23 protein-coding genes and 2 pseudogenes are annotated in these 25,972 nt (G+C 73.0%); 16 read left to right on the top strand and 9 right to left on the bottom strand.

All coding sequences use genetic code 11. From position 1 onward, the window contains the following. Nucleotides 1–50: 50 nt before the first annotated feature. From ABZ562_RS06070 to ABZ562_RS06060, 3 genes and pseudogenes are all read right to left on the bottom strand, one after another. The gene (locus ABZ562_RS06070; RefSeq protein WP_361474698.1) at nt 51–1,295 is read right to left on the bottom strand and encodes an FAD-dependent monooxygenase; all 1,245 of its coding nucleotides are present in this window, start codon (nt 1,293–1,295) and stop codon (nt 51–53) included. A gap of 8 nt (nt 1,296–1,303) precedes the next feature. Further along, nucleotides 1,304–1,876: pseudogene (locus ABZ562_RS06065) on the bottom strand (cyclase family protein); the annotation flags it as partial. Nucleotides 1,877–2,217: 341 nt separating this feature from the next. Further along, on the bottom strand, nt 2,218–3,042 hold the full coding sequence (locus ABZ562_RS06060) for an AfsR/SARP family transcriptional regulator (RefSeq protein ID WP_361474696.1): 825 nt from the start codon (nt 3,040–3,042) through the stop codon (nt 2,218–2,220). Nucleotides 3,043–3,291: 249 nt separating this feature from the next. Between ABZ562_RS06060 and ABZ562_RS06055 the strand changes: the two genes are divergently transcribed. The 3 genes from ABZ562_RS06055 to ABZ562_RS06045 all read left to right on the top strand — a co-directional run bounded on the left by ABZ562_RS06055 (nt 3,292) and on the right by ABZ562_RS06045 (nt 7,303). Then, entirely contained in the window at nt 3,292–3,498 is a 207-nt protein-coding gene (locus tag ABZ562_RS06055; RefSeq protein WP_361474694.1) for a hypothetical protein, read from the top strand. A gap of 13 nt (nt 3,499–3,511) precedes the next feature. After that, entirely contained in the window at nt 3,512–5,902 is a 2,391-nt protein-coding gene (locus tag ABZ562_RS06050; protein ID WP_361474692.1) for a TOMM precursor leader peptide-binding protein, read from the top strand. A 150-nt stretch (nt 5,903–6,052) separates the two neighbouring features. Continuing rightward, a complete protein-coding gene (locus ABZ562_RS06045; protein WP_361474690.1) occupies nt 6,053–7,303 on the top strand; it encodes a histidine kinase in 1,251 nt (416 codons plus the stop codon). A 28-nt stretch (nt 7,304–7,331) separates the two neighbouring features. On the opposite strand, the gene ABZ562_RS06040 is transcribed toward ABZ562_RS06045, so the two are convergent. Both ABZ562_RS06040 and ABZ562_RS06035 read right to left on the bottom strand, forming a co-directional pair. Next, entirely contained in the window at nt 7,332–7,937 is a 606-nt protein-coding gene (locus tag ABZ562_RS06040) for a response regulator transcription factor (protein WP_361474688.1), read from the bottom strand. 465 nt (nt 7,938–8,402) lie between these two features. Next, nucleotides 8,403–8,984: a TMEM165/GDT1 family protein gene (locus ABZ562_RS06035; protein WP_361474686.1), complete on the bottom strand. Its 582-nt coding sequence runs from the start codon at nt 8,982–8,984 to the stop codon at nt 8,403–8,405. 467 nt (nt 8,985–9,451) lie between these two features. Here ABZ562_RS06035 and ABZ562_RS06030 point away from each other — a divergent pair, with 467 nt between their 5' ends. Both ABZ562_RS06030 and ABZ562_RS06025 read left to right on the top strand, forming a co-directional pair. Next, nucleotides 9,452–10,102 (top strand): HNH endonuclease family protein, encoded by a 651-nt coding sequence (locus tag ABZ562_RS06030; protein WP_361474968.1) that lies wholly within the window; start codon nt 9,452–9,454, stop codon nt 10,100–10,102. Between the two features lie 84 nt (nt 10,103–10,186). Further along, a complete protein-coding gene (locus tag ABZ562_RS06025) occupies nt 10,187–11,866 on the top strand; it encodes an alkaline phosphatase D family protein (protein WP_361474684.1) in 1,680 nt (559 codons plus the stop codon). Here ABZ562_RS06025 and ABZ562_RS06020 read toward each other — a convergent pair. Both ABZ562_RS06020 and ABZ562_RS06015 read right to left on the bottom strand, forming a co-directional pair. Continuing rightward, a complete protein-coding gene (locus tag ABZ562_RS06020) occupies nt 11,859–12,293 on the bottom strand; it encodes a septal ring lytic transglycosylase RlpA family protein (RefSeq protein WP_361474682.1) in 435 nt (144 codons plus the stop codon). The two genes, ABZ562_RS06025 and ABZ562_RS06020, sit on opposite strands and share 8 nt — an antisense overlap. Before the next feature lie 57 nt (nt 12,294–12,350). Next, on the bottom strand, nt 12,351–13,157 hold the full coding sequence (locus ABZ562_RS06015) for a thaumatin family protein (protein ID WP_361474680.1): 807 nt from the start codon (nt 13,155–13,157) through the stop codon (nt 12,351–12,353). Between the two features lie 287 nt (nt 13,158–13,444). Between ABZ562_RS06015 and ABZ562_RS06010 the strand changes: the two genes are divergently transcribed. From ABZ562_RS06010 to ABZ562_RS05995, 4 genes are all read left to right on the top strand, one after another. Then, the gene (locus tag ABZ562_RS06010) at nt 13,445–15,427 is read left to right on the top strand and encodes an FAD/NAD(P)-binding protein (protein WP_361474966.1); all 1,983 of its coding nucleotides are present in this window, start codon (nt 13,445–13,447) and stop codon (nt 15,425–15,427) included. A gap of 142 nt (nt 15,428–15,569) precedes the next feature. Further along, nucleotides 15,570–16,049 (top strand): DoxX family protein, encoded by a 480-nt coding sequence (locus ABZ562_RS06005; RefSeq protein WP_361474678.1) that lies wholly within the window; start codon nt 15,570–15,572, stop codon nt 16,047–16,049. Nucleotides 16,050–16,291: 242 nt separating this feature from the next. After that, a complete protein-coding gene (locus ABZ562_RS06000; protein ID WP_055550642.1) occupies nt 16,292–16,969 on the top strand; it encodes a VTT domain-containing protein in 678 nt (225 codons plus the stop codon). A 182-nt stretch (nt 16,970–17,151) separates the two neighbouring features. Beyond that, nucleotides 17,152–17,880, top strand: a complete 729-nt coding sequence (locus ABZ562_RS05995; RefSeq protein WP_361474675.1) for a lytic transglycosylase domain-containing protein — start codon at nt 17,152–17,154, stop codon at nt 17,878–17,880. Here ABZ562_RS05995 and ABZ562_RS05990 read toward each other — a convergent pair. Then, nucleotides 17,811–18,593 carry an alpha/beta hydrolase gene (locus tag ABZ562_RS05990; RefSeq protein WP_361474673.1) on the bottom strand — a complete coding sequence of 261 codons (783 nt, stop codon included), beginning with the start codon at nt 18,591–18,593 and terminating at the stop codon, nt 17,811–17,813. The two genes, ABZ562_RS05995 and ABZ562_RS05990, sit on opposite strands and share 70 nt — an antisense overlap. Before the next feature lie 231 nt (nt 18,594–18,824). On the opposite strand from ABZ562_RS05990, the gene ABZ562_RS05985 reads away from it, so the two are divergent. From ABZ562_RS05985 to ABZ562_RS05975, 3 genes and pseudogenes are all read left to right on the top strand, one after another. Beyond that, complete coding sequence (locus ABZ562_RS05985) at nt 18,825–19,847, top strand: MASE1 domain-containing protein (protein WP_361474671.1); 1,023 nt, start codon at nt 18,825–18,827, stop codon at nt 19,845–19,847. A gap of 74 nt (nt 19,848–19,921) precedes the next feature. Continuing rightward, a complete protein-coding gene (locus ABZ562_RS05980) occupies nt 19,922–20,533 on the top strand; it encodes a histidine phosphatase family protein (protein ID WP_361474668.1) in 612 nt (203 codons plus the stop codon). A 338-nt stretch (nt 20,534–20,871) separates the two neighbouring features. Continuing rightward, nucleotides 20,872–21,861 (top strand): annotated as a pseudogene (locus tag ABZ562_RS05975) (methyltransferase domain-containing protein). On the opposite strand, the gene ABZ562_RS05970 reads toward ABZ562_RS05975, so the two are convergent. Then, nucleotides 21,847–22,770, bottom strand: coding sequence for a phosphotransferase (locus ABZ562_RS05970; RefSeq protein ID WP_361474666.1), 924 nt, complete (start codon nt 22,768–22,770; stop codon nt 21,847–21,849). The pseudogene ABZ562_RS05975 and the gene ABZ562_RS05970 sit on opposite strands and share 15 nt — an antisense overlap. 108 nt (nt 22,771–22,878) lie before the next feature. Here ABZ562_RS05970 and ABZ562_RS05965 point away from each other — a divergent pair, with 108 nt between their 5' ends. The 4 genes from ABZ562_RS05965 (at nt 22,879) to ABZ562_RS05950 (ending at nt 25,967) form a co-directional block, all read left to right on the top strand. After that, nucleotides 22,879–23,541 (top strand): restriction endonuclease, encoded by a 663-nt coding sequence (locus ABZ562_RS05965; protein ID WP_361474663.1) that lies wholly within the window; start codon nt 22,879–22,881, stop codon nt 23,539–23,541. Between the two features lie 74 nt (nt 23,542–23,615). After that, nucleotides 23,616–24,449: a hypothetical protein gene (locus ABZ562_RS05960; protein WP_361474660.1), complete on the top strand. Its 834-nt coding sequence runs from the start codon at nt 23,616–23,618 to the stop codon at nt 24,447–24,449. A 129-nt stretch (nt 24,450–24,578) separates the two neighbouring features. Then, nucleotides 24,579–25,385 carry a nucleotidyltransferase domain-containing protein gene (locus ABZ562_RS05955; RefSeq protein ID WP_361474657.1) on the top strand — a complete coding sequence of 269 codons (807 nt, stop codon included), beginning with the start codon at nt 24,579–24,581 and terminating at the stop codon, nt 25,383–25,385. 108 nt (nt 25,386–25,493) lie between these two features. Next, nucleotides 25,494–25,967 (top strand): hypothetical protein, encoded by a 474-nt coding sequence (locus ABZ562_RS05950; RefSeq protein ID WP_361474654.1) that lies wholly within the window; start codon nt 25,494–25,496, stop codon nt 25,965–25,967. The last annotated feature ends 5 nt before the right edge of the window (nt 25,968–25,972 follow it).

Genomic DNA, 25,972 nt, shown 5'->3' with positions numbered 1-25,972 from the left:
GACTTGAGGCCGCCTCGACCCGCCACCGGCGGCCGCCGCGCGCCGCCCGCTCATGGGCGCCCGCACACCCTGGCGTCCATGACGCGGATCGACGGGCCGCCGAACGCGATGCGTTGCAGCATCACGCGGTGCAGTGGGGTGTGGCGCAGCGCCCGCGCGAGGTGGGGGCGCACACGGGTGGCGAACGCGCCGCCCGAGAGCAGGGCCCGGCTCTGCCGGGTCTGCATCCTTATGACGGCCGCGACCTCGGGCCCCCGGCGCCCCTCGAAGGCGGCGAGGCGGTCCGCGCCGAGGTCACCCGCGGCCAGCGCGCCGGCCAGCACGGGGTGCAGCACCACCGCGTCCTGGATGGCGAGGGTGATGCCCTGGGCGGCGATCGGGCCGTGGGTGTGGGCGGCGTCGCCGATCAGCACCAGCCCGTCGTCCACCCAGCGCCGGGCGCGGGCCGAGAAGATGTCCAGCAGCCGGAGGTCGCCCAGGGCCCGGACCTGTTCGCGGATGGCCGTGGCGTACGGCGGCACGGCACGCGCGAGCCGCTCCCTGATCCGGTCCGGGCCGAGCGCGGTGAGGGCGCGGTGGCCGTGCTGCGGCAGCGTCCAGCCCAGCTGGACGCGGTCCGGCCAGGAACCGTAGACCACCACCGGGCCGTCCCCGGTGCGGAACACCCGCACCTCGCGGAGCGGCGGGGCGTCCGCGCCGCCCGCCCTGAGGGTGCACCACAGCAGCACCTGGTGAAGCGCCTCGGTGCGGCCCGCGCCGATTCCGGCCAGCCGCCGGACCCGGGAGTAGCGGCCGTCCGCGCCGACCACGGCGCGGGCCCGCACGGTGCAGCGGCCCGCCGGGCCGTCGGCGGTGACCCCGGCGATCCGCCCGTCCCGCCACACCAGACCGCCGACCCTCCGGCCGGGCAGATAGCGGAATCCGGGCCGGCGGCGGCAGTGGGCGAGGAGTTCGTCCAGCAGATGCGTCCGGGGCAGGGACAGCAGATGGTCGTACGGGGCGGGCAGGAGCCGGTAGTCGGCCTCCAGCAGCATCCGGTCTCCCTCGAACAGCCGGAACCGGTCGAGCTCCTGGGCGCCGCGCGCCCGCGCCCCGGCGAGCACCCCCAACTCGTCCAGCAGCGCCAGCGCGCCGGGCTGCAGGATCTCGCCACGGGACTCCCGCTCGTGCGCGCGGGCTCGCTCCAGCACCGTCACCCGCGCCCCGGAGCGCAGCATCAGCAGCGCCAGGACGAGACCGGCCGGGCCGCCGCCGACCACACAGACCTCGGTGTCGACTTCCTGATGCGCCGTCACCACCGGACTCACACCTCGTCGAGCAGGGCCACCGCGCGGGTCCAGCCCGCGCCCGCACCCGCCGTCCGCACGGGGAAGCAGGCGACCCGGAACCCCGTGGGCGGCAGGGTGTCCAGCCGCGCCAGCCGCTCGATCTGGCGGTACTCCCGGCGGCGGCCCGCGAAGTGCGCGGGCCACAGCGCCGACCGGTCGCCGGTGGCGTGGTAGCGGCGGATCATGTCGTGGAAGGGGGCGTCGAGGCTGAAGGCGTCGGTGCCGATCACTCGGACCCCCAGGTCGAGGAGGTAGTCGGTGGCGGGGCCGTCGAGGCCGGTGAAGTCGGTGAAGTAGCGGGGGGTACCGGCCCAGCAGGCGGCGCCGGTGTACAGCAGGACGATGTCCCTCGGGCGCGGACGGCAGCCGGTCCGGGCGAGCGCCTTCTCGATGTCCTCGACCCCGGCGGTGCGGGTGTCCGGGCCGGCGCATGTGATGTCCAGGACGTGCGCCGGGCGCGGGAACCATTCGCGCGGCATCCGGTCGATGACGCGCGAGGCTCCGTACGCACCGGTGGCGCCGCAGGGCACGGGGGCGTCCACCGGTGTGGACAGATCGACGATGCGCAAGGCGCCCCCTCGGCTGGTGTCGGACGGGCGGGGTACGGACGGACGGCGGACGGCGGACGGCGGACGGCGGACGGCGGACGGGACAAGGCGGAGCACGGAACGGGCGGCGTATCGGACCGGCCGACGGGAAATGCACTACGGCTCCGCTTGCCCGCGCGGGGGGATCGGGCAGCGGAGCCGTAGCAGACCCGGCTGAAGGGCGGCGCCGGGCGTTGGGGGGAGGGTCGCCGGGCGGGCCCAGGGGAGGTGACGGGACCTGTGCGGCGGGTCGGGCGGTCGAGCGGGGCAGGGCGTCGGACGGACCGTCTCGGGGCGGCGGGTCAGGCGGCGAACAGGTCGAGCACCGGCCGGCGCCAGTGCCCCTCCAGGTCGAGGTCGAGCGCGGGGTCGGAGGCGAGCACCGCCTGCTGGAGCTTCTGCAGCCGCGGCGACGGCTCAAGCCCCAGGTCCTCGACGAGCCGGGTGCGCAGCCCCTGGTAGACCTCCAGCGCCTGCCAGGGGCGGCCCGCCCGGTACAGCGCGGCCATGCACTGGGCGTGCAGCCCCTCGTGCAGCGGATGGCGGGCGGTCAGCTCGGTCAGCTCGGTCAGCAGCTCGGCGTGGCGGCCGAGCCGCAGGTCGGCCTCGATCCGGCGCTCCAGGACGCCGAGGCGGCTCTCCTCCAGCCGGGCCAGCTCGATCTCCAGGACCGGACCGACCCGCACATCCACCAGCGCCGGACCGCGCCAGACCGCGAGCGCCTCGCGCAGCAGCAGGGACGCCTCGACATCGTCCCCGGCGTCGAGCGCGTCGCGCCCGGCGGCCACCAGCCGGTCGTACTCATGGATGTCGACCGCGCCCGGCTGCGCCTCCAGGACATAGCCGCCGTACCGGGTGGCCAGCACGTCCTTCGAAGCCTGCGGCGCCTGGGGGCCGTAAGCGGCGGCCAGCCTGCGGCGGAGCTGAAGGATGTAGGTCTGCAAGGTGGTGGGCGCACTGCGCGGCATCTGCGTGCCCCAGATTTCCTCCATAAGAGTGGGCACCGGCAGCATCTGGTTGGCGTAGACGGAAAGCAGTGCAAGGATCTGCCGCGGCTTGCCCGCGCTGGGCACGATCGACTGACCGCACGCCTCGACGCTCAGCGGCCCCAACACCTTGATGTCCATGGTCCTGTACCTCCGTCAACGGTCCGTCAGGTGCCTCCTGGCCGCGCGGCCGTGCCATCGAGGCACAGAAAAGACTCGCGGGTGAGCGGTGCATTCGACCAGTGCCGGAATACCGAAGTCGGTATGAGTCCTGGGAGTTCGACCCATGACAAATTCACACCCTGGCGATGACGGCGGCACTGGCCCGCGGCGGCGGCCTCGCCGCGGCCCCCGGTCCACGACCGCCTCCCACCCCGAGGAGAGCCTGTGATGACGGAAGCCTCCATCCCCCCGCAACCCACGCGGTCCCTGCCCGGCACCGCCGGATGGCTCCCGGTCGGCGGGGAGGCGGCCGACGGCGGCCCCCCGGCCGTTCCGGACTCCGACCCGGACGACCTGGTCATCGAGGACCTGACCGACGCCGCGTGGCCGACCGTCGCGCCGCGCATCTGCATCTGCACGTTCAGCGGGGAATGAGGGACGGGGACACATGGCGGGCGAACTGGGCTTCACCCCGCACCTGCGGGTCGAACCGGTGCCGGGCGAGGCCGTCTACCTGGTCTCCGAGCACGGCGTCACCGCGCTGCACGGGCGGGCGATCGCGGCGCTCGCGCCGCTGCTGGACGGGTCGCGGGACCTCGCGCACATCCTGACCGAGGCGGCCCGCGCGCCCGGGCCGCCGGGCGCGGTGCCCGCCGGGCAGGCCGAACGGGTCATCGCGCGGCTGCGGGCGGCCGGGCTGGTGTCCGAGCGGGAGCCCACGCACTCCCCCGGGCCCGAGGAGGCGTACTGGGAGCTGGCCGGGCTGGGCGGCGGCGACGGCCGCTCCATACGCCCGGCCGACCGCCCGGCCGGCGCCTCCGTGGCGTCGGTCATCCTCGGTTCGGCCGACCCCGCCGAAGTCGTCCGGGCGCTGCGGGCGGCGGGGCTGCGGGCGGCGACCTCGGCGGTCTCGGCGGACGGGGAGCCGGACGACCGGGCGGCGGCCCCGGCCGCGCAGGGCCGGGAGTGCCGATGGGCCGTACGTCAAGTCGGCCCCCGTCAACACGGCGCCGCAGAACTCACCCTTGTGGTGTGCGACGACTACCTCGATCCGCGGCTCGCCGCGGTCGACGCCGCCCATCGCGCCGCGGGCCGCCGCTGGCTGCCCGTCAAACCGGTGGGCACCCGGGCCTGGCTCGGCCCGTTCCTCGGCGCCCCCGACGACCCGTGCTGGGCGTGTCTGGCCGACCGGCTCTGGCGCGGGCGGCAGGCCGAGGCGTACCTCCAGCGCAGGCTGGGCCGCCCGGGGCCGGTGCCACGGCCGCCCGCCTCGCTGCCCGCGAGCCGCGCGGCCGCGCTCCAGCTGGCCGCGCTGGAGGCCGCCAAGTGGCTGGCCGGGCACCGGCATCCGGGGCAGCGGGCGCTGTGCACCCTGGACAGCCTCACCGCCACGGTGGACCGCCATCCGCTCTCCCGCCGCCCGCAGTGCCCCGGGTGCGGGAATCCGGCGCTGGTCGCGGAGCGGATACGGGCGCCGCTGGCCCTGCCGTCGCCGCGGAAGCCGCACGACGACCGCGTGAACAACCCCGAGGACGCCGCCTCGCCGCGCGACGTCATGGAGCGGTACGGCCATCTCGTCGACCCCGTCACCGGGCTGGTCACCGAGATCCGCCGCGACCCGCGCGGCCCGGCCTTCCTCAACTGCTACCACGCCCGGCACCCCTCGTACGCGTCGTACGCCACCTCTCCCGGCGGGCTGGACGCGGTGCGGGCCGGGCTGCGGGCCGCCGCCCACGGCAAGGGGCGGACCGCCGAACAGGCCCGGGCGAGCGCCCTGTGCGAGGCGCTCGAGCACTACAGCGGCCACTTCCAGGGGGACGAGCCGCGCCAGCGCGCCCGCTACCGCGCGCTGGACCCGGCGGACGCGGTGCATCCGGACACCGTCCAGCTCGTGCATCCACGGCAGTTCGCGCGGCCGTTCACGGACCGGGCCGCGCCCGCGCGCCACCGGCCCCCCGACCCGTTCGACGAGGACGCCGAACTCGACTGGACGCCGGTGTGGTCGCTCACCGCCGAGCGGCACCGGCTGCTGCCCACCGCACTGCTGTACTACGACGCCCCGCAGCCCCCGGGACGGCGCTGCTGCCGGGCGGACTCCAACGGCGCGGCGGCCGGGTCCACCCTGGCCGACGCCGTCGTACGGGGCTTCCTGGAGCTGGTGGAGCGGGACGCGGTCGCCCTGTGGTGGTACAACCGCACCCGTCAGCCCGCGGTCGCCCTGGACGCCTTCGACGACCCGTGGCTGGCCGAAGTGCGCCGCGCCCACGGCGGACTGCGGCGCGAGGTGTGGGCGCTGGACCTCACCACCGACTTCGGCATCCCGGTGGTCGCCGCGCTCTCGCGCCGCACCGACAAGCCCGCGGAGGACATCACGCTGGGCTTCGGCGCCCACTTCGACCGGCACACCGCGCTGTGCCACGCCTTCGCCGAGCTGAACCAGATGCTGCCCGCGGTGGTCGAGGCCCGCGCGGACGGCGGCGGCTACGGCGCGGCCGACCCGGTGGCGCTGCGCTGGTTCCGTACCGCGACCACCGCCGGCCGGCCCTATCTGACGCCCGGCCGGGACGCGGCGCCGCCGCCCGCGGTGGCCGCTCCCCCGGACGGTGACGCCCTGGCCGCCGTACGGGAGGCGGTCCGCGCGCGGGGGATGGAGCTGCTGGTGCTGGACCAGACCCGGCCGGATGTGGGGCTGCCCGTGGCCAAGGTGCTGGTGCCCGGACTGCGCCCGCACTGGCCCCGGTTCGCGCCCGGCCGGCTCTACGACGTCCCGGTGGCCCTGGGACGGCTGCGGCGGCCGACCGCGTACCGCGACCTGAATCCCGTTCCCCTTTTCCTGTGATTCTTCCTGTGATCGTCGGTGACAACCCGTAACTCTGTGTACACCATGAGCCTTCGCCGCACCCCCTCCTTCCCCGCAAAAGATCGGATACTCTCGGGCAAGCCGCCCAATCCGGCCCGACCATCCGGAGGACGAGTGCAGGGGAGCCTCTTGCCCGACGATGCCGGGAAAAAGCCGCCGCGCGACCACGACGACCTGGCACCGCGCCTGGCCGTGGTGATCACGGTCGTGGTGCTCCTGGGGTACTTCTCCGTCGCCGTGACGTACGTGGTCGAAGGGCTCCCGCCGGGGAGCGCGGTGGACGCGGTGGTGCGGATGCTGGAGATCCTGCCGGTGCTGGCCGCGCTGCTGGGCATCCAGCTGACGCACTCCTTCCCCGGTCTGGTGCCCCGGATGGCCGCCGCCCGGCACTGGACGCTGCTGCTCCAGGCCACGCTGACCTTTCTGCCGTTCGCCGTCTTCGAGCAGGCGTGGCTGGGCATGCCCGGCTTCCTGGCGGGTTCCGCGCTGCTGGTGCTGGTCCCGGCGGTGGCCTGGCCGACGTTCGCCGCGATCCTGGTGATCACCGATGTGCTGCTGTTCCAGGTGGGGTTCGGCTGGGACAAGGTCGCGTACACCACGGTGTCCACCACGATCACCGGGCTGGTGGTCTTCGGGCTCTCCCGGCTCTCGGGGCTGGTCGCCGAGGTCTCCCGGTCGCGCGCGGAGCTGGCCCGGCTGGCGGTCGCGCAGGAGCGGCTGCGGTTCTCCCGGGACGTGCACGATCTGCTCGGCCTCAGCCTCTCCACCATCACCCTCAAATGCGAGCTGGTGCACCGGCTGGTGCCCCGGCAGAACGACCGGGTGCGGCAGGAGCTGGCCGAGATCCTGCAGACGTCCCGTCAGGCGTTGGCGGACGTCCGGGCGGTGGCCCGGGGGTACCGCAAGATGTCGCTGTCCGCGGAGGCGGAGACGGCCCGGTCCATGCTGGCCGCGGCGGGCATCCGGGCCACCGCGGACATCGACTGCGGGCCGCTGCCCGAGCGGGTGGACACGGTGCTGGCGAGCGTGTTGCGCGAGGGGCTGACCAATGTGCTGCGGCACAGCAAGGCCGAGCACTGCGCGATCACGGCCCGGCGGGCCGGGCCCACGGTGCGGCTGACGCTGGTGAACGACGGGGTGGGCAAGCCGTCCACCCTCCTGCGTGCCGACGGCGCAGCCGGGTCCGCCGGGACCGCGGGCGGCAGCGGGATCGGCAACCTCCGGGTGCGGCTGGCGGGGCTCGGCGGCCGGCTGTACGCGGACGTACGGCCCGACGGCTGGTTCGAGCTGCGGGCCGAGCTGGAGGTGTCCGCGGAGGCGCCGAGGAACGGGCGGGGGCGCGGTACGGAGGAGGAGTTCGGCCCCGCCGTGACGGCGTGACGCCGGGCCGCTTTCCCTCTAGCGTCCGCTACAGCCAGCCCGCCTCGCGGGCGATCCGGATGGCGTCGACCCGGTTGCGCGCGTTGAGCTTGGTGACGGCGGAGGTCAGGTAATTGCGCACCGTCCCCACCGACAGAAAGAGCCGGGCCGCGATACGGGCGGCCTCCTCACCCTCGGAGGCCATCCGCAGCACCTCCAGTTCGCGCGGGGTCAGCGGCTGCGGGCCGTCGTCCAGGGCGGCCAGGGCGAGTTGTGGGTCGATGACCCGCTCGCCCCGCGCGACCGCGCGAATGGCATCGCACAGGGTCGCCGGGCTGCTGTCCTTCAGCAGAAATCCGACGACATGGGCCGCGAGCGCGCGCCGCAGGTTTCCGGGCCGGCCGAGGCTGGTGAGCATCATGGTCCGGCATTCGGGAACGGCGGTGTGCAGCTCGGCGGCGGCGGTCAGACCGTCCACCCCGGGCAGGTCGATGTCGAGAATCGCGACATCCGGGCGGAGCTGACGGGCCCGCGGCAGAATATCGGCGCCGCTGGAGAATTCGGCCACGACCTCGATATCGGGTTCGAATTCCAGCAGGGCGACCAGCGCTTTGCGCAGCATATGCATGTCTTCGGCGATCAGCACCCTGACCATGTCGCCCCGCCCTTTCCCCCACCGGCCCCCGCATGATGATTATTCCCAAGCGTTTCCGGGCCTCGCAGCCTTTTCCGCCCGATTCCCCGTGTCGAACAGAGGTATTACTCCGGGGCCGCCGTTCAGGCCGCGCCGCCCCGGGCCCGTTCCCTCAGCGCCCTCGGCCGGATTCGCGTGTCGGGGGCGCGGGCGGCGGCGCCGATGTGCGGACCGGTCTAGGGGTGTCGTGTGGATCATGCCGGGCTCCCGACGCCGCTGTGACATCAGCCGCTGCCGCGGCGGGCGGCACCTCGCGGCCCCGCACTCGTCGCACGCAGCGCCGCTGCGCTCTCCTCACGCGGGTTGCGAGGCTCCCCCAGCTACCGCTGGGAGGTGCCCCCTGCACCAGACGCCGCTCGCTGATCCGGCCTGATCCACACGACACCCCCTCAAGCCTCCCGCACCCCTCGAAGGCCTCTCAGCGGCTCACGCCGCCACGGCCTCGTACAGGCTGAAGGCGCCCAGCGCCAGCATCACCAGCGCCGCGACCTTCGTGATCAGCCGCAGCGGTACGTGCTTCATCAGGGTGCGGCCGCCCAGGATGCCCAGCCCCGCGACCGCCCACAGCGCCAGCACCGCGCCCACGCCGACCGACAGCGGATCGTCGTAGCGGGCGGCGAGGTTGGCGGTCATGATCTGGGTGAGATCGCCGAACTCGGCGACCAGGATCAGCGAGAAGCCCGCCCCGGCGACCTTCCAGAAGGACTGGTCGGCGGGCTTGCTGATCTCCTCCTCCCCGTCGTCCTTCTTCAGCAGCAGGATCGCCGCGCCACCGAGGAAGAGCACACCGACGACCGCCTGCAGCAGGCGGTGCGGCAGCAGGCCGAGCACGCTGCCCGCCGCGATGGCGATCCCGACGTGGATGGCGAAGGCGGCGGCGACGCCGGCGAAGACGTACGAGGCGCGGTAGCGGGTGCCGAGCATCAGCCCGGCCAGGGCGGTCTTGTCGGGCAGCTCGGCGAGGAAGACGACGCCGAAGACCACGGCGGCGACGGTGAAGCTGAACACGGGCTGGATACCTCATAGGGTCGGGCCGCGCCGAGGGGCCCTTGGGGAGGGGTCGCTTCGGCACGGCAGCGTCGGACACTGCGGCCGAAGGTCTCGCTGGCGTACGCGGCCCACCTGACCGGCGGTGCCTCGTACGCTCCGGGCGCCGGCCCGCACCTCATGGGGCGGGCAGTATGTCGACGGTCCGGCGAGGAGCTACTCCCCTTCTGCTGCCGACCAGCCTACGGGACGCCTCCGCTACGCCCTCCCCCGGGGGTGGAACGGCGGCACACGGCCCCGGAACGGCGGGCGACGGCGACGCCGGGGCACACTCACCCGCCCCTTCACTTTCTGAAGCCCCTTGCGTTGACATGACCGCGTCGCCACTCTGTTACCTGGCGCCTGCCCCACGTCCACCCGGCGCCACCACGATGGCCCCGTTGCCGTGGCCAACGACCCCCCACTCCTAGGGAGTTCGCATGTCGCACATGCACGATCGCCCGCGCGTCTACGCGCGTCGCGCCGCCGTCTTCGGTGGCTTCGCCGGACTGCTGGGCACGCTGGTGCTCAGCGGACCGACCGCTCAGGCGGCCCCGCCCACCCCGCCGAGCGCCGCCACCGCCCGCACCCAGCTGGCCGGGCTGACGGTGAAGGCCGAGGGGTCGTCCGACGGCTACAGCCGGGACAAGTTCCCGCACTGGATCACCCAGAGCGGCTCCTGCAACACCCGGGAGGTGGTCCTCAAGCGCGACGGCACGAACGTCCAGACCGACTCCAGCTGCGCGGCCACCAGCGGCACCTGGAAGTCCGCGTACGACGGCGAGACCTGGACCGCCGCCTCCGACGTGGACATCGACCACGTCATTCCGCTCTCCGAGGCGTGGAAGTCCGGCGCCAGCGGCTGGACCACCGCGCAGCGCCAGGCGCTCGCCAACGACCTGACCCACTCGCAGCTGATAGCCGTGACGGACAACGTCAACCAGGCCAAGGGCGACAAGGACCCGGCCGAGTGGCTGCCGCCGCTCGCCTCGTACCACTGCATGTACGCGCGCATGTGGGTCTCGGTGAAGTACACCTACAAGCTCACCGTCGACTCGGCGGAGAAGTCCGCGCTGAGCGGCATCCTGAACGGCTGCTGACCCGGCGGAACCGCGAAGCCGCCTCCGTCGTTCCGTACCGTACGACGCGTACGGTACGGACGCGGAGCGACGGAGGAGGGCCGGATGGCCGGGCTGCGCCTGGGACCACTGCTGCGGCACGTGGACTGGGAGACGGGGACGGACGCGACCGTCTGGGTGGAGGCCGACCGGCCCTGCGAGGCGGAGGTGCGCTGCGCCGACGGCGCGGGCGGCACGGCCCGCACCTGGCAGATCGCCGGGCATCACTACGCGCTGATCCCGGTCGGCGGGCTGCGGCCGGGCGCCGAGACGGCGTACCGGGTGCTGCTGGACGGCGAGCAGGTGTGGCCGCTGCCGGACTCCCGCTTCCCGGATTCCACGATCCGTACGCCGGAGGTGTCCGGCCCCTCCGGCCCCGCGGAGCCCGTGCGGGTCGCCTTCGGCTCCTGCCGGTGGGCCGCGCCGCCGTCCGACGCCTCGCACGACCCGGTGGGTCCCGACGCCCTGGACACCCTCGCGCACACCCTCGCCGCCTCGCCGGACGCCCCGCGCCCCGATGTGCTTGTGCTGCTGGGCGACCAGGTGTACGCGGACGAGACGTCCACCGAGACCCGCCGCTGGCTCGCCACCCGCCGCGATCTGTCGGAGCCGCCGGGCGACCAGGTCGCGGACTACGAGGAATACACGCGGCTGTACTACGAGTCCTGGCTCGACCCCGAGGTGCGGTGGCTGCTGTCCACCGTGCCCAGCTGCATGATCTTCGACGATCACGACGTGATAGACGACTGGAACACCAGCGAGGCGTGGCTGAACCGGATGCGCGCCACCCCGTGGTGGCGCGAGCGCATCCTGAGCGGCCTGATGTCGTACTGGGTGCACCAGCACCTGGGCAACCTCTCCCCCGCCGAACTCGCCGCCGACGGCCTGTACGCGGCGGTGCGGGACACCGAGGACGGTACGGAGGCGCTGCGGGCCTTCGCCGCCCGGGCCGACGCCGACCCCGCGTACACCCGGTGGAGCTACCGCCGCGACTTCGGCCCGGTGCGGCTGCTGATGGTCGACACGCGCGGCGCGCGGGTGCTGGGCGAGGGCACCCGGGCCATGGTGGAGGACAAGGAGCTGGCCTGGGTGCGGCAGCAGGCCCTGGACGGGGCCGGGACGTACGACCACCTCCTGATCGGCACCTCCCTGCCCTGGCTGCTGCCGCACTTCGTGCACGACGTGGAGGCGTGGAACGCCTCGGTGTGCGGCGGCCGGCGCGGGGCGCGCTGGGCGCGGATCGGCGAGGACCTGCGGCAGCGCGGCGACCTGGAGCACTGGGCCGCCTTCCCCGAGTCCTTCGACGCGCTGACCGATCTGATCGCCGAGGTCGGGGAGGGGCCCGAAGCGCCCGCCACGATCAGCGTCCTGTCGGGCGATGTCCACCACGCGTACATCGCCGAACCGGACTGGTCCCGCTGGCCGCGCCGCCCGGTCAGCGAGGTCCGCCAGCTGACCTGCTCCCCGGTGCACAACAGCATCCACGCCTCGATCCGCCTCGGCTTCCGCTTCGGCTGGAGCCGGGCGGGCCGCGCCCTGGGCCGCGTCTTCACCCACCACGGCCGCGTCCCGGTGCCCCGGCTGAGCTGGCGCAAGACCGGCGGCCCCTGGTTCGGCAACCAGCTGATGACCCTGACGCTCCAGGGCCGCACCGCGCGGCTGCGCCTGGATCAGGCGGCCTCGGACCCCGAGCCCCACCTGACGACCCCCCTGCGGGCCTCCTGGCCGGACGAGAACCTCACCTGACGATCTCCTCCTTGACGACGATGTGACCCGAGTCGGGGTTGAGGACGCCACCGAGCCGCCCGTACGCGCCGTCGGTCAGGTCCAGACACTTGGGCACGGACGGCGTCCAGCCGAAGGTGCCGCGGTCGTTGACGCGCACGACCAGCGATCTGCCGTTCGCGACATTGGTGACCTTCACCTTGGTCCCGAACGGGAGCTGCGGGCTGCGGCTCAGCGAGGTGGCCGCGGTGTCCTTGTTGTTGTCGAAGATCTCACCGCTGGCGGTGTAGGAACCCGGGGGGATGTACCCGTAGTGGGTGGCCCAGCAGTTCTGGCCCGCCGGCGGGGTGTCGCTCGTCGCCGCGGTGGACGACGTGGCCATACCCAGCACGGCGGAGAGCGCGACGGCTCCGGCCGTCCCTCGGGCGATCAGCGTTCCCTTGCGCATGGCACTGCCCCTTTCGCTTGCGGTGGTGGCTCGTGTGGTTCCGTCTCCAGCGCGCGATCAGGAGACCGCGTGGAAGGTGACGGTGAATCCGCTGCACTTCCCGCAGTTCTGCATCACCTGGTTACCGGGCTCCTGGTCCTGCCTGGACCAGGCGTACGCCCGGGGGCAGCGCGAGGAGATCGCGTCGCTGTACGGGGTCCTGGCGTCCCGGTTGGGGTTGGTGCACAGCATCGGCTTGCCGTCGGCCCAGCGCGTGAGGTTGGCGGCGGGGCAGTACGGCAGCAGGTTCTGCGTGCACCCCTGGGTGGCGCACCCTCCGCCCCCGGCGGCGTCGTTGGGGGCGATGGTGACCGGCTGGGAGAACGCGTTGACGTAGCTCACGTTGTACCAGGGCGCCAGCGTGTCCTTGGTGTCGAAATTGAACTCCGCGAGGCTGGTGGGCTGCTCGCCCAGTTCACACCGCTGGGCGTACTTTCCGCAGTCGCCCACCTGGCAGTGGAAGGTGCTGCCCGCGTTTCCGGTGCACCCCATGCGGGCGAAGAACTTTCCGCGCCAGTGCCCGGCGGCCGAGTTCTCCGGAATCGTCACGGTCGCCGACTGCCCGGATTCCAGAATGGGCAGATCGCTCAATTGCTGGGAGCCATCGGCATTGACGGCGCTGCCGATCCACACCTTCCTTCCCGTGCGGTTGACGAAGGTGACCGTGTGATTCGCCGTTTTCGCGGTAGCGGCCTTCGCTGCCGCGACCGGTCCGGTACGGACCGTCTTCGCCGCGGTCGCGACCGCGCCCGATCCCGCGTTCGGTAGCAGCGCGGCGAGTACCACCAGTGCCGCGGCGGCCAGCCCGATCAGAAATCTTCGCATGATTCCTCCGTCGGAATGCGCTCAGCAGGTCAGGTTGGCACCGGGGCGACGCCGAGGATGCCGGTGCCCTCTCAGAGGCTGACGGGCACTCATCACAGCGGCCCCGACAGGTACCTGTCAATGGTCTGGACCAAGGAGTGGCGGAAGCCGGCGGTGGGGCCGTACACCGACGCCACTCCCACCCCACAGGACCCATCCGCACGCGCCCGCGGCCACCGCGTGATACGGAACACATCGGAGGCGGACGTTCTGCCCAGCGGGTGGAAACCCCCGGAGCGAACGGCATGATGGGCGCGATCCTGCGCCACATCTGCCCCGGGAGTAATACCTTGGCCGGAGAGCCCCACGCCATAGCCATCGTCGGGGCCGGTCCCCGCGGTACCAGCGTGCTGGAGCGCCTCTGCGCCTCCGCGCCGGAGCTGACACCGGGGGCCCGGCTGACCGTGCACATCGTGGACCCCTCCCCGCCCGGCGCCGGGCGGGTGTGGCGGACCGCCCAGCCGGGCGAGCTGCTGATGAACACCGTCGCCTCGCAGGTGACCCTGTTCACCGACGAGAGCGTCGAGTGCGACGGGCCGATACGCACCGGGCCGAGCCTGTACGAATGGGCCACCGGCCACGGCCACGCCGCCGCGCCCACACCGGCCCCCTCCCCCGCCCCCTCCCTCGACCCCGACGACTATCCGAGCCGCGCCCTCTACGGCCGCTACCTGGAGTGGGTGTTCGCCGAGGTCGTCCGCACCGCCCCGGACACCGTCACCGTCCGCCCGCACCCGGCCCGCGCCATCGCCCTGGAGGAGGCGCCGGACGGCACCCAGACCCTGACCCTCGACGACGGCACGCGCCTCGGCGGCCTGCGCGCCGTCGTCCTGGCCCAGGGCCATCTGCCCCGCACCCCCGACGAGACGGAGCGGCGGCTCGGCGCCCACGCGGCCCGGTACGGGCTGCGCTACTACCCGCCCGCCAATCCCGCCGATGTCGACTTGTCGCCCATCGCGCCCGGGGAGCCCGTCCTGCTCCGCGGCCTCGGGCTGAACTTCTTCGACCACATGGCACTGCTCACCGAGGGCCGCGGCGGTTCGTACACCACCGGGGCCGACGGTCTGGTCTACCACCCCTCGGGCCGCGAGCCACGGCTGTACGCGGGCTCCCGCCGCGGCATTCCGTACCACGCCCGCGGCGACAACGCGAAGGGGGCGCACGGCCGTCACACCCCGTTGCTGCTGACCCCGGACGTCCTCGAAGGCTTCCGCAGGCGGGCGGACTCCGGCGATCCGCCGGACTTCCTCACGGAGGTGTGGCCGCTGGTGGCCAAGGAGGCCGAAACCGTCTACTACGAGGCCCTGCTGTCCCGCCAAGGCGCGGGCGTCCCGGCACACTTCCGACGTCACTTTCTGGCCACTTCGCCCGGGTCCCCCGAAGAGGCCGCCGTCCTCTTGGAATTCGGCATTCCGGCAACCGGGCGCTGGTGCTGGGAGACGATCTCCCAGCCCCACCGTGAACAAAACTTCACCACGCGTGACGCCTTCCGGCGCTGGCTGCTGACGTACGCGCGCGCGGACGCGGCCCACGCCCGGCTCGGCAATGTGACCGGTCCGGTCAAGGCCGCGCTCGACGTCCTGCGCGACCTCCGGAACGAGGTGCGGCTGATCGTCGACCACGCCGGGCTCTCCGGGGTCTCGCGCCGGGCTCACCTCGACCGCTGGTACACCCCGCTGAACGCGTTCCTGTCGATCGGCCCGCCGCGCCGCCGGATCGAGGAGATGGCCGCGCTGATCGAGGCGGGGGTGCTGGAGATCCTGGGTCCAGGTCTGGACGTCACGGCCAAAGCACCTGATGGGCCGTCAGCTCGCCCCGGCTTCGCCGCCCGCTCGACCCACGTCCCCGGCCCCTCGGTCATCGCCCGGACGCTGATCGAGGCGCGGCTGCCGGAACCGGATCTGCGCCGCACCGCCGACGCGCTGCTGAGCGGACTGCTGCGCTCCGGGCAGTGCCGACCGCACCGGGTGGAGGGCTACGAGACGGGCGGGCTGGACGTCACCCCGGCCCCCTTCCGGATCGTGGACGCGCAGGGGCGGCCGCATCCGCGCCGGTTCGCGGTCGGAGTGCCCACGGAAGGCGTCCACTGGGTGACCGCGGCGGGGGCGCGCCCCGGCGTGAATTCGGTCACCCTGTGCGACACGGACGCGGTGGCGCGCGCCGTACTGCGCCTCGCGGCGACACCCGAGCCGCGCCGGAACATCGCCCCGATGTGCGCTGTGGGGCTCTGAGGAGCGGTCCCGACACGGCCCCGAAGGCCCGTACCGGGCCCCCACATTGGCAGGAACTTGAACTTGCAACAAAAGATGAGGGCAACCTAACCTGGCGCTCCGTTGTTTCTCCGTCCCCAGGAACAAAAGGAGCAATTCCCTCATGTCTCCCGACACCAATCCCCGCTCACTCGACGGCCTGCTGGACACCGGCAGGCCGTACGCCCTCTCCCTCTTCCGGATCGTCGTCGGCCTGCTCTTCTTCTGCCACGGCGCCTCGTCGCTGCTCGGCTGGATGGGCGGCGCGATGGGCACCGGCAAGACCATCGAGGCGGGCACCTGGCCCGGCTGGTACGCCGCGGTGATCCAGCTCGTCGGCGGCGCCCTGGTGATGCTCGGCCTCGGCACCCGCGTCGCCGCGTTCATCTCCTCCGGCTCGATGGCCTACGCGTACTTCCACGAGCACCAGCCGCAGAAGCTGTGGCCCCTCCAGAACGGCGGCGAGCTGGCGGCCATGTTCTGCTGGGCGTTCCTGCTCATCGTCTTCACCGGCCCGGGTCCCTGGGCGCTGGACCGGATCTTCGGCTCGTCCCGCGCGTCCTCCGCGGCGGCCGAACCACAGCGTCAGCCGAGCGCGGTCTGACCGACGGGCACCGCGTCACGATCCGCTCCGTGACGCGCCCGGACAGCACGAACGGTGAACGTGCCGTGAATCGCACCATGCGGGGCCACGTGCCCCGCATGGCGTGATTCGAACAGCATCGTCACCCCTTACCGGTATCCTCGATCGTCACAGGCGTACGCTGTATGGCTGTACAGGTCGCTCCCGCCCGCCCCGCGCGGACATGGACGCGGCGGCGGGGGAACGGGATCGGGAGAAGAACGTTGTTGGAACATTTGGGGTCGCTGACCAACACCCCATGGATCTACGCAGTCATCGCGGTCTCGGTCCTGCTCGACGTCTTCCTGCCCGTCCTGCCGAGCGGTTTCCTCGTCATCACGGCCGCCACCGCCGCCGCGGGCACCACCGTCGACCCGGTCGGCGTGGTGCGCCAGGCCGACGCGGCCGACTTCCCCGAGATGTTCGCGCTGCTGCTGTGCGCCGCGACCGCCTCGGTCCTCGGCGACATGGTCGCCTACCGGCTGGCCTGGCGCGGCAGCGACCGGCTCGACCGGGCCATCGCCCGCTCCCGCCGGCTGACCTCCGCCCAGGAGAAGTTGGGCACCGCGGTGGTGCGCGGCGGCGGAGCACTCGTCGTCATAGCCCGCTTCGCCCCCGCCGGGCGGTCGGTCGTCAGCCTGAGCGCGGGCGCGGCACACCGTCGGGTGACGGAATTCCTGCCCTGGTCGATGGTGGCCGGTCTGGCCTGGGCCGCGTACAGCGTGGCGCTCGGCTACGTCGGCGGTCAGTGGCTCGGCGCCGGCTGGCTGGGCACGGCGGTCTCGGTGCTCGCGCTGTTCGCCGCGGGCGCGGGCGCGGCGTATGTGATGCGGCGTCCGGCCGAGGACGAGGCCGGGCAGCTCGCGGTCGCCGCGGCGGGCCCGGTGCCCCCGGTCCCGTAGGCTCCGCGAAGGCTCCGTAGCGCCGCGCCCCGGGCCGCCGGGCATCGCTGAGTGCCGCCGGGCGTCGTTGTGGCGTCGATTACGGATCACCCGGGGATTGCCGTTACGGTCCTCCCCATGCGACCCACGCGTCCCATGCGTCCCATGCGTCTCATGCGTCACTTCGCCCTCCCGGGCCCGGCATGCTGAGCCGTGCCGCCGGGATGTTCGCGGCATTCGTCGCCGGTCTCGCGCTGGTCGTCGCCGCCATCCTCGTCGTACGGCAGATCATGACGCCCTCCGAGCCCAAGCTGCCCGTCATCCCGGACGCCCGGCGCCCGATCGTGGAGCAGGCGGCGAAGGTGTGCTCCCCGCTGAGCGTGCCGCTGCTGGCCGCGCAGATCGACGCGGAGAGCGGCTGGCGGCCGGACGCGGACTCCGGGCACGCCCAGGGCATCTCGCAGTTCGCGCCGGACACCTGGAAGGAGTGGGGGCGGGACGGCAACGGCGACGGCAAGGCCGACGTCTGGGAGCCCCGGGACGCCATCCCCTCCCAGGCGCACTACATGTGCCATCTGTACGGCGTGGTCGAGCGGATCCCCGGCGACCGGACGCGGCTCGCCCTGGCCGCGTACAACGCGGGGCCGGGCGCGGTGCTCCGGGCGCGCGGCATCCCGACCATCCACGAGACCCGCGGCTATGTGGACCGGATCATGGACACGCTGCTGCCCCAGTACCGGAAGAGCGAGGCGCGCTACCAGCGGAGCGAGGCGAAGCGCGACCGCGCCCGCACCGCCTCGCCGTCCGCCTCCGCCCCGCCCTCCTCCGAGGCTCCCTCGCCGCTGTCCCGGGTCCGCACGGGCTACCCGGCAGCGGCTATGAAGTCCTCCACGGCCCGCACGAGTTCCAGCGGCGTCTCGTCGGCGGGGTAGTGCCCCGCGGACGCCAGCTCGACCAGGTCGGCGTTGGTGTACCAGCGCAGCCAGGTCCGGCGCATCACCTCCGCGGTGAGCGCCGGGTCATGGGCGCCGACCACCACCCGCACCGGCAGCGGGGAACCGTCCACCTCCTCGTGGAAGTCCTCCAGCGCCCAGGAGTCCAGCCACGCCCGGAACGCCTTGGCGTCGCTCTGCTCCAGCGAATGGCGCACCATCAGGTCGAGCCAGGCGTCCGGATGGCGGCCGCCGGTGGTGAGGTCGATGATCGCCCGTCGGCATTCGGGCCGGTCGGCCGCCGACGTGAACAGCTCCCACTGCTCACCCTCCATCGGCACCCCGCTCGCCGGTACGGGAGCCACCCCGACCAGCCGCCGGACGCGGTGCGGGGCCGCCGCCAGCACGCGCTGGACGACGGCGGCGCCCATCGAGTGCCCGAGCAGCGAGAACCGCTCCCACTCCAGATGGTCGGCGAGCGCGAGCAGATCCCGGCCCGCCTCGCTGGTGGTGTACGCGCCGGGGACGTCACGCGCCTCCCCGTAGCCGCGCAGATCGGGCAGGACGTAGGTGAACGCGCGCCGGTCGATGTGCGGCAGCATCGCGGCATAGGCGGCACGGTCCGAGAACCAGCCGTGCACCGCCATGACATGGTGCGGCCCTTCGCCGACGGTCTCATACGGTGGAACGAGGGGTGGAACAAGCGGTCCCATGGCACCTCCGGTCCCAGTCGAATGCGGACACGCGGCGCGCGCCCGCTGGTGGACAACGGTGGCGTCTCGCGCGGAAGTGGGCAAGCCCGGTGCGCATATGCGCTGGGCGTCATCCGGACGGGTCACCCATACGGCCCACCCTGACGGCTCACCCCGGTGGCTCACCCGTACGGCGGGCCGCCCGCGCCGGTCCGCGTGTCCGGTCGTGGCCGCCGGGCCGTCCGTAGTGTCATGGCCGCTGTGGTGGGCGACGAGCGCGGGTCCGACGACGAGGGCGGCAGCGGGACCACGCCTCCGCGCGCCACGCCCCCGCGCACCACGCCCCTGCGCACCGCCGCCGTCATCCTCGCCGTGGCCGCCTTCTACTACGCGGGCGCCAGGCTCGGTCTGCTGCAGGAGCTGGTACGCGGTCAGGTCACCCCGCTGTGGCCGCCGACCGGGATCGCGCTGACCTGCCTGCTCCTGCTGGGCCCGCGCGGCTGGCCCGGGATCACCCTCGGCGCCCTCGCGGTCAACGCCCCCATCGGCCCCGCGCCCCTCGCCGTCCTCGCGATCGTCGCGGGCAACACCCTGGCCCCGCTGTGCGCGTATCTGCTGCTGCGGCGAGCGGGCTTCCGTACGGAACTGAACCGGCTGCGGGACGCGCTGGCCCTGGTCTTCCTCGGCGCCCTGACCGGAATGCTGATCAGCTCCACGCTGGGCACCGCCGCCCTCGTCCTCGCCGGCGGCCTCCCCGCGAGCGCCTTCTGGCCCACCTGGTCGGTGTGGTGGACCGGGGACGCGATGGGCGTCCTGGTGGTCACGCCCCTGCTGCTGGCCGCACGCCGGGCCCGGCTTCCGCGCGGCGTCACCCCGTACCGCTGGCTGGAGGCGGCCGCGCTGCCGCTGGGCACGGCGGCCGTCATGCTGGTGGCCACCCGTACGGCCGCCAGCCTGCTCTTCCTCGTCTTCCCCTTCCTCATCTGGGCGGCCCTGCGCTTCCAGCTCCCCGGCGCCGCGCCCTGCTCGCTCATCGTCACCGTCCTCGCGATCCAGGCCACGGCCGAGGGCGTCGGCCCCTTCGCGGGCCACTCGCTGCTGACCCGGATGGTCACCCTCCAGGCCTTCAACGGCTCCACGACCCTGACCGCGCTCCTCCTCGCGGCGATCATCGCCGAGCGCGACCACACGCGGCGGCAGATCGAGCAGGTGTGCGTCCAACTCGCCGAAACGGTGGTGCGGCTGGGCCCGGGCGAGCGGGAACCGGGCCGGTAGGAGCGGCATCTACGCATCCGTACGCCCGCGTACGACTGCTACCGGTGCCGCGCACCCGGACCGCGAGGGGACCCATGACCACGAAGGCAACCCGCCACCTCTACCTCACCCGGCACGGCGAGGCGACCGAGGACGAGCGCGCGCTGACGGACGACGGCCGCCGCCAGGCCGTCCTGCTCGGCAAGCGGCTCCGGAACATCCCCCTGACCACCATCCACCACGGCCCGCTCCCCCGCGCCGCCCGGACGGCCCACCTGATCGCCGCCCAGCTCGACGGCGTCCCCACGCACGCGTGCGAGCCCGCCGGGGACTACGTCCCGCACACGCCGGAGCGCGACGAACTCCCGCCCGACTCCGCCGACCCGCTCCTCGGCTTCGTCCACCGCATACCGGAGGACGAGCGCGCCGAAGGCCCACGGCTGGCCCACGAGGCCATGGAACGCTTCACGGGCCCCGTGCCCGGCACCGAGGACCGCCACGAACTGGTCGTCACCCACACCTTCCTCATCGGCTGGCTCGTCCGCGCCGCGCTCGACGCACCGCCCTGGCGCTGGATGGGCCTCAACCACGACAACGCGGCCCTGACCGTCCTCCGCTACCGCCCGGGCTTCCCCGTCTCCCTGCACTGCTTCAACGACACCTCCCACCTGCCGGCGTCTCAACCGGACCGTACGGACCGGAGATGAGCCGGACGAAGGCCGGACCCGTGCTGTAGGGCCCGGCCTTCCGCATCCGAGTCACGTGCAGCCCAGCAACGTGAATAAGGACGGGAATCACGGTACGGCCACCCACCGACAGCCGCCGGAGCCTGTGGATAACCACCCCGACGGGTGCCGGTCGCCCTCCCGCTCCAGCACGGCTCCACCGCCGCAGGGCACACTCTTCACGCCGGACGGCGATCAGCCGTCGAAACAGAGGTGAGGATCCGTTGACCGATCGGTGGCAGGAACGCCACACCGCACTCCTCGACACCCTCGCCGCGTCGGGGGCGTTGTCACCGGACTGGCGCGGCGCGTTCGAGGTCGTGCCGCGCCACCGCTTCATCCCCGCGGACATCTGGGAGCAGAAGGCCACCTGCGTACCGGTCACGACGGACGATGCCTGGTGGGACCTGGTCTACCGCGACGTACCGATCGTCACCCAGGTGGACGACGGACGCGGCGACGGCCCCGGGCTGGCGACCTCGTCCAACTCCATGCCCACCATGGTGGCCCGGATGCTCGGTGCGCTCGATGTCGCCGCCGGGCACCGCGTACTGGAGATCGGCACCGGCCGCGGCTGGAACGCGGCGCTGCTCGCCGAGCGACTGGGCAACGAGAACGTCACCACCGTCGAGGTCGACGAGGCGCTGGCGAAGAGGGCCGCCAAGGTCATCGAGGCGGCGGGTTACCGCCCCGACGTCGTATGGGGCGACGGTGTGCGCTGATGGGAATCCGCGGCGCCGTACGACCGGATCATCGCCACCTGCGCGGTGCGCCGCATCCCCCACGCCTGGGTGCGGCAGACCACCGTGGGCGGGATCATCGTCGCGCCGCTGGCCGGGGATTTCTGGTCCGGAGCCCTGGTACGGCTCGAGACGGCCGCGGACGGCACGGCTCGCGGCCGGTTCATCGGAGGCGCCAGGTTCATGCCGATGCGCTCCGAACGCCCCCGCCCGGACGCCCCCGTGGACAGCGACACCGGCCGACGCGGCAGCCCCGGCCCACAGCCGCTCGGTGCGCTGGCCGACCTGGGCTTCGCCCTCTACGCGGGCGCGCGGCTGCCGGGCGTGGTCATGGCCGACGGGACACAGGACGATACGTACCAGGTGTGGCTCCACGATCGGGAGGGATCGGCTGCCGTCGTCAACGCCCAGGAGGCATGGCAGTACGGTCCCCGCGACCTGTGGCGGGAAGTCACGGCCGTGTACGACGACTTCGTGACCGCCGGAAGCCCCGGCGCCGACGCCTTCGAGCTGACGGTGACCTCCGAGGGCCGGCAGATGTGGTCGTACCCTGGCTCACACGGCCGCTGACAGCTCCTCGCGCAGCCCCTCCAGAGCGGTGCGATCGTCTTCCGTGCCGGTGTGCGGGGCGGCGAACCAGCGTGCGTACTCGTCGATCTCGGACAGCCGCCAGTCGAGCGCGAACAGCTCGACCATCGCGGGATCGGCGTGCAGGCGGTCGCCCGCGCCCGCGGCGAGGAGGTCGGCGTAGTCGCGCTCGCGCGGCGCGAGGGCCAGCGACTCCCAGTCGACCAGCCGCAGCCCGTGGGCGCTCATGACCTGGTTGTCGTTGTGCGGCTCGCCGTGGGTCGGCACCCACGCGTCCCGGCGCTCCAGGGCGAGGTCCGCCAGTGCGTGGTACCGGCCCGTCCAGCGCGTGATCGCGTCAGCGTGGCCGACGAGCACGGTCCGGGCCTCCTCCGCCAGCGGGCCGGACCCCCAGGGCCGGGCGGTGCGGGCCCGCAGCTCGTCGGCGAACCCGGGGCCGACGCGCGGAGCCCACCGCCGCAGACCGTCCGGTGGCGCGCTGCCGTGCAGTGCGGCCAGCGCGGCGAGGACCGACCGGACGTGGCCGGGCTCGCGCGCCTCCGCCTCCGTAGGCGTACGCCCCTCCAGCCACGGGGTCACGCTGAGCACCCCGGCCCCGGCGTCGACGGTGAACCGCCCGGACCGGGCGGGCAACGGCGCGCACACCGCCTCCACCCCAGCGGCACCCAGCGCCGCGGCCCCCGCGTAGGCCGCCTCCAGTGACGCCGCGGTATGCCGGGGCGCCAACTGGTCCAACGTGACGAACAGCGCCGTCCCACCACCGGCCACCCGCCAGTGGTGCGCGCCGAAGCCCCAGGGCAGGTGGGCCACCTCGTCGGCCTCGGGCAGCCACTGGGCGGCTACCGCACGTAGGACCGCGTCGTCACTGATGAAAGAGGGACGGGAGAGCACAAGGCCCACCCTAGAAACCGCGCGGCCCACGGTCACCGGAATTTCCACGCGGTCTTGCGAGGCGTCGCACCGCTCTCGAAACTGCTCACACCGGCAGGGGGAGGCGCGATGGCGGCACGACGAGAACAGACGCGGTTACGCCGCAGGGCCTGGCCCGTCATCGCCGCACTCCTGCTCATCCTGGCCCTGACCTGGGACACGGTGTGGCCGTACGTCGTCGTCGTAACCCTCGTAGCCCTGCTCGGCGCCGCCGCCTGGTGGCTCCGTACGACGCACCGCGAGACGGTCGCCGGACATCGCGCCTGGCAGGCCGAGGAGGAGAACAAGGCCCGCGAGCGCTCCATGGCCGAGGTCGACGCCATGACGTGGCAGCGGTTCGAGCGGTACGTCGCGGAGCTGTGCCGCCGCGACGGCTGCACCCAGGTCGTCGTCTCCGGAAAGTCGGGTGACCTGGGCGCCGACGTCATCGGCCGGATGCCGGACGGCCGGCGGCTGGTGATCCAGTGCAAGCACTACGCGGCACACCGCACGGTATCGAGCGGGGACATGCAGAAGTTCCTGGGCACGGCGAAAGCCGAACACGGCGCGGACGTCGCGGTCTTCGTCACCACGGCCCACTTCACCCGGGCGGCCCAGGCCCTCGCCATCAAGCACGACATCGTCGCCCTGCACCGCAACCTGCTCGGCGCCTGGGTCAGGGGGGCCACCCTTGGGTCCCTGCTCCCCCTCAACGGAACGGGCACCGGCCCGCCGCGCGGACGCCGGGCGTAACCGCTCAAATCCGACTGGGAAGGCGCGTAAGTCCACGCCCGTCGGGGCATGCACGATGAGGGGGACGGGGGACGATGAGCAATAACGCACCGACGGGTCACGGTCTGCTGCGCAGATTCCGCGCAGCGCTCGCACTGTGCATCCTCCTCGGCGGGCTGAGCCTCGCCCTGGTGTCCAACGGCCGTGACGGCTTCGGCTGGGCCGTGCTCAATGAGCTGGCCATCTTCGCCGCCGCCGGTGTCGCCGTCCCCTTCTACTACGAACTGTTCCTGCGGGATGCCGAACGGCAGCGATTTCTGGAGGAGATGGGGCAGCAGCTCGATGAGCGGTTGTGCGCTCGGGAAAGCAGCCACGGTCTGACCGTTCATGCCCAAGGCCGCCCCGCCCCGACCGAGAAAGCCGAATTCCTCCACGGGGCGCGTTCCCAGGTCGTCGAAGTCGGCATCGCCCTGCGCAGTCTGGCAAGCCTCTTCGTCTCGCGTCCCGAGCGGGACCTGGTCGAGCCCGTACGTCGGCTCCTGAGCCAAGGCGTGAACCTCACCTACGTCGTGGCGGACCCCGCATCGGCACTCGTCGCCGAGTACGCCCGCAGCATCGGCGAACCCGACCTGCCGCAGCGAGCAGCCGACTCCGCCCGCCAGCTCGTGGAGGTCGCCAGGCGCTTCGACGCCGAAGGCCATCCCGGACGCATCGCCGTGCACATCACCCAGCAACTCCCCACCTGCTACCTGAGCATCGTCGACCCCGACTCCGAGACGGGCCGCTGCCGCACCTCCCCCTATCTGCCGGGGGTCCGGAGAGCCGACTCACCGGTCTTCGACATCGCCCGGAGGACCCAGCGCGAGCTGTTCGAGCGCTACGTGGCCTATACGCGCAGAATCCTGGACGACAGCAGGCCACTCGCCTGAGTCCTTGTCAGCCCTGCCAGCGCGCCCCTAGGTTGGCGATCACACGATGCCGACGGGACGAGGGGCAATGACGGAGAGCTTGTGCAACCCCGCACACCGCGTCGCCCCACCACTTCTCCGGCCCCGGCCATGAACGGACGAGGGCTGAATCGCGACGGAACGATCGCACGTGAAGGCGCGCTGGACCGAGTACCGGCAGCGTTCGCCCCCGTCATCGACGCCGCCCGCGCCCATATCGCCGATACGTTCGGTCCAACGCGCCTGCACAGCGCCTACCTCTACGGCAGCATCCCCCGGGGCACCGCCACGCCCGGCGTCTCGGACCTCGACCTCCAGCTCGCCCTCCACAACGAGCCCACCAAAGCCGACCGCACCGACGCCCGAACGATAGAGGCCACGCTCGACCACGCATTCCCCCAGATCGATGGCGTCGGGATCCTGCTGACGAGCACCCGGGTTCTGCTCAGCGACCTGGAGCGTCACGACGCCGGGTTCTTCATCTCCTGCCTCTGCACCCCGCTGCTCGGGGCCGACCTCGCGGAACACCTACCCCGTTACCGCCCCACAGCCCTCCTCGCGCGCGAAACCAACGGCGACCTCGCCCGCGTGCTCCCTCGCTGGCACGCCGAAGCCGCCGAAGCCACCACGGACGCCGATCGCCGGAGCCTCAGCCGTCTCGTCGGCCGTCGCATCGTCCGCACAGGGTTCACCCTGATCATGCCCCGATGGGGCGGCTGGACCAGCGACCTCGACCGGTCCGCCGAGCTCTTCGGCCGCTACTACCCCGAGCGCGTCGAACAGATGCGCATCGCCGCGTCCACCGGCCGCGCGCCCTCCCCCGAGGCGGCGGTGCTCGGGATGCTCATCAACGACCTGGGGCCCTGGCTCGCAGCCGAATACACAGCCGTGCACGGCGAGAAAGCCCCACGTCCCTGACGACCCACACCGCGATCGGCTGAGTCCTTGTCAGCCCTGTCAGGGGCCCCTAGGTTGGCGATCACACGATGCCGACGGGACGAGGGGCAAAGGGGGAGTCCGCTTCACATGGCTCGCACGCGATGGCATCCGCCGGAGAGCTTCTTCAACGCCGCGAACCGCGCGGTCCGGCCCCTCCTCCGGTCCCGGCTCCACCCACTCGTGAGCAAGCGGCTCATGCTGCTCACGTACGAGGGCGCCAAGTCCGGGCGCACCTACGCGATCCCGGTGGCCTACTACCGATGGCGCCCGGACGAGGTGTGGGCATTCGGCGCGCGGACCGGCTGGATGAGCAACTTCCGCGACCCCCGCACCGTACGCCTGCTGCTGCGCGGCCGGGAGGTACGCGCCGAGGCCACCGCCGTCGAGGACCGGGAGCAGGTGGCGCGCCTGCTGGAGGAACTGGTCCAGCGCAAGGGACCCGGCGCGGTCCGGGACCCGTTCGCCGGACTGCCGCGCGACCGGTACCCCACCCATGAAGAGGCGCTGGCCTCGGCGGACAGGGTGCGCATCGCGCGCTTCCGCCTGTCGGCCAAGCCCTGACAATC

The organism is Streptomyces sp. NPDC019937 (assembly GCF_040631655.1).
Classification (GTDB): domain Bacteria; phylum Actinomycetota; class Actinomycetes; order Streptomycetales; family Streptomycetaceae; genus Streptomyces.
The sequence above is the reverse complement of the archived record's forward strand: the minus strand, read 5'-3'. Positions and strand labels throughout refer to the sequence as shown.

What these genes read in the sequence shown, in the direction of transcription:
- ABZ562_RS06060 (WP_361474696.1), bottom strand. Translation starts at nt 3,042, where the DNA reads ATGGACATCAAGGTGTTGGGGCCGCTGAGCGTCGAGGCGTGCGGTCAG.
- ABZ562_RS06055 (WP_361474694.1), top strand. Translation starts at nt 3,292, where the DNA reads ATGACGGAAGCCTCCATCCCCCCGCAACCCACGCGGTCCCTGCCCGGC.
- ABZ562_RS06050 (WP_361474692.1), top strand. Translation starts at nt 3,512, where the DNA reads ATGGCGGGCGAACTGGGCTTCACCCCGCACCTGCGGGTCGAACCGGTG.
- ABZ562_RS06040 (WP_361474688.1), bottom strand. Translation starts at nt 7,937, where the DNA reads ATGGTCAGGGTGCTGATCGCCGAAGACATGCATATGCTGCGCAAAGCG.
- ABZ562_RS06030 (WP_361474968.1), top strand. Translation starts at nt 9,452, where the DNA reads ATGCACGATCGCCCGCGCGTCTACGCGCGTCGCGCCGCCGTCTTCGGT.
- ABZ562_RS06025 (WP_361474684.1), top strand. Translation starts at nt 10,187, where the DNA reads ATGGCCGGGCTGCGCCTGGGACCACTGCTGCGGCACGTGGACTGGGAG.
- ABZ562_RS06020 (WP_361474682.1), bottom strand. Translation starts at nt 12,293, where the DNA reads ATGCGCAAGGGAACGCTGATCGCCCGAGGGACGGCCGGAGCCGTCGCG.
- ABZ562_RS06015 (WP_361474680.1), bottom strand. Translation starts at nt 13,157, where the DNA reads ATGCGAAGATTTCTGATCGGGCTGGCCGCCGCGGCACTGGTGGTACTC.
- ABZ562_RS06010 (WP_361474966.1), top strand. Translation starts at nt 13,445, where the DNA reads ATGGGCGCGATCCTGCGCCACATCTGCCCCGGGAGTAATACCTTGGCC.
- ABZ562_RS06005 (WP_361474678.1), top strand. Translation starts at nt 15,570, where the DNA reads ATGTCTCCCGACACCAATCCCCGCTCACTCGACGGCCTGCTGGACACC.
- ABZ562_RS05995 (WP_361474675.1), top strand. Translation starts at nt 17,152, where the DNA reads ATGCTGAGCCGTGCCGCCGGGATGTTCGCGGCATTCGTCGCCGGTCTC.
- ABZ562_RS05990 (WP_361474673.1), bottom strand. Translation starts at nt 18,593, where the DNA reads ATGGGACCGCTTGTTCCACCCCTCGTTCCACCGTATGAGACCGTCGGC.
- ABZ562_RS05985 (WP_361474671.1), top strand. Translation starts at nt 18,825, where the DNA reads ATGGCCGCTGTGGTGGGCGACGAGCGCGGGTCCGACGACGAGGGCGGC.
- ABZ562_RS05980 (WP_361474668.1), top strand. Translation starts at nt 19,922, where the DNA reads ATGACCACGAAGGCAACCCGCCACCTCTACCTCACCCGGCACGGCGAG.
- ABZ562_RS05965 (WP_361474663.1), top strand. Translation starts at nt 22,879, where the DNA reads ATGGCGGCACGACGAGAACAGACGCGGTTACGCCGCAGGGCCTGGCCC.
- ABZ562_RS05960 (WP_361474660.1), top strand. Translation starts at nt 23,616, where the DNA reads ATGAGCAATAACGCACCGACGGGTCACGGTCTGCTGCGCAGATTCCGC.
- ABZ562_RS05955 (WP_361474657.1), top strand. Translation starts at nt 24,579, where the DNA reads ATGAACGGACGAGGGCTGAATCGCGACGGAACGATCGCACGTGAAGGC.
- ABZ562_RS05950 (WP_361474654.1), top strand. Translation starts at nt 25,494, where the DNA reads ATGGCTCGCACGCGATGGCATCCGCCGGAGAGCTTCTTCAACGCCGCG.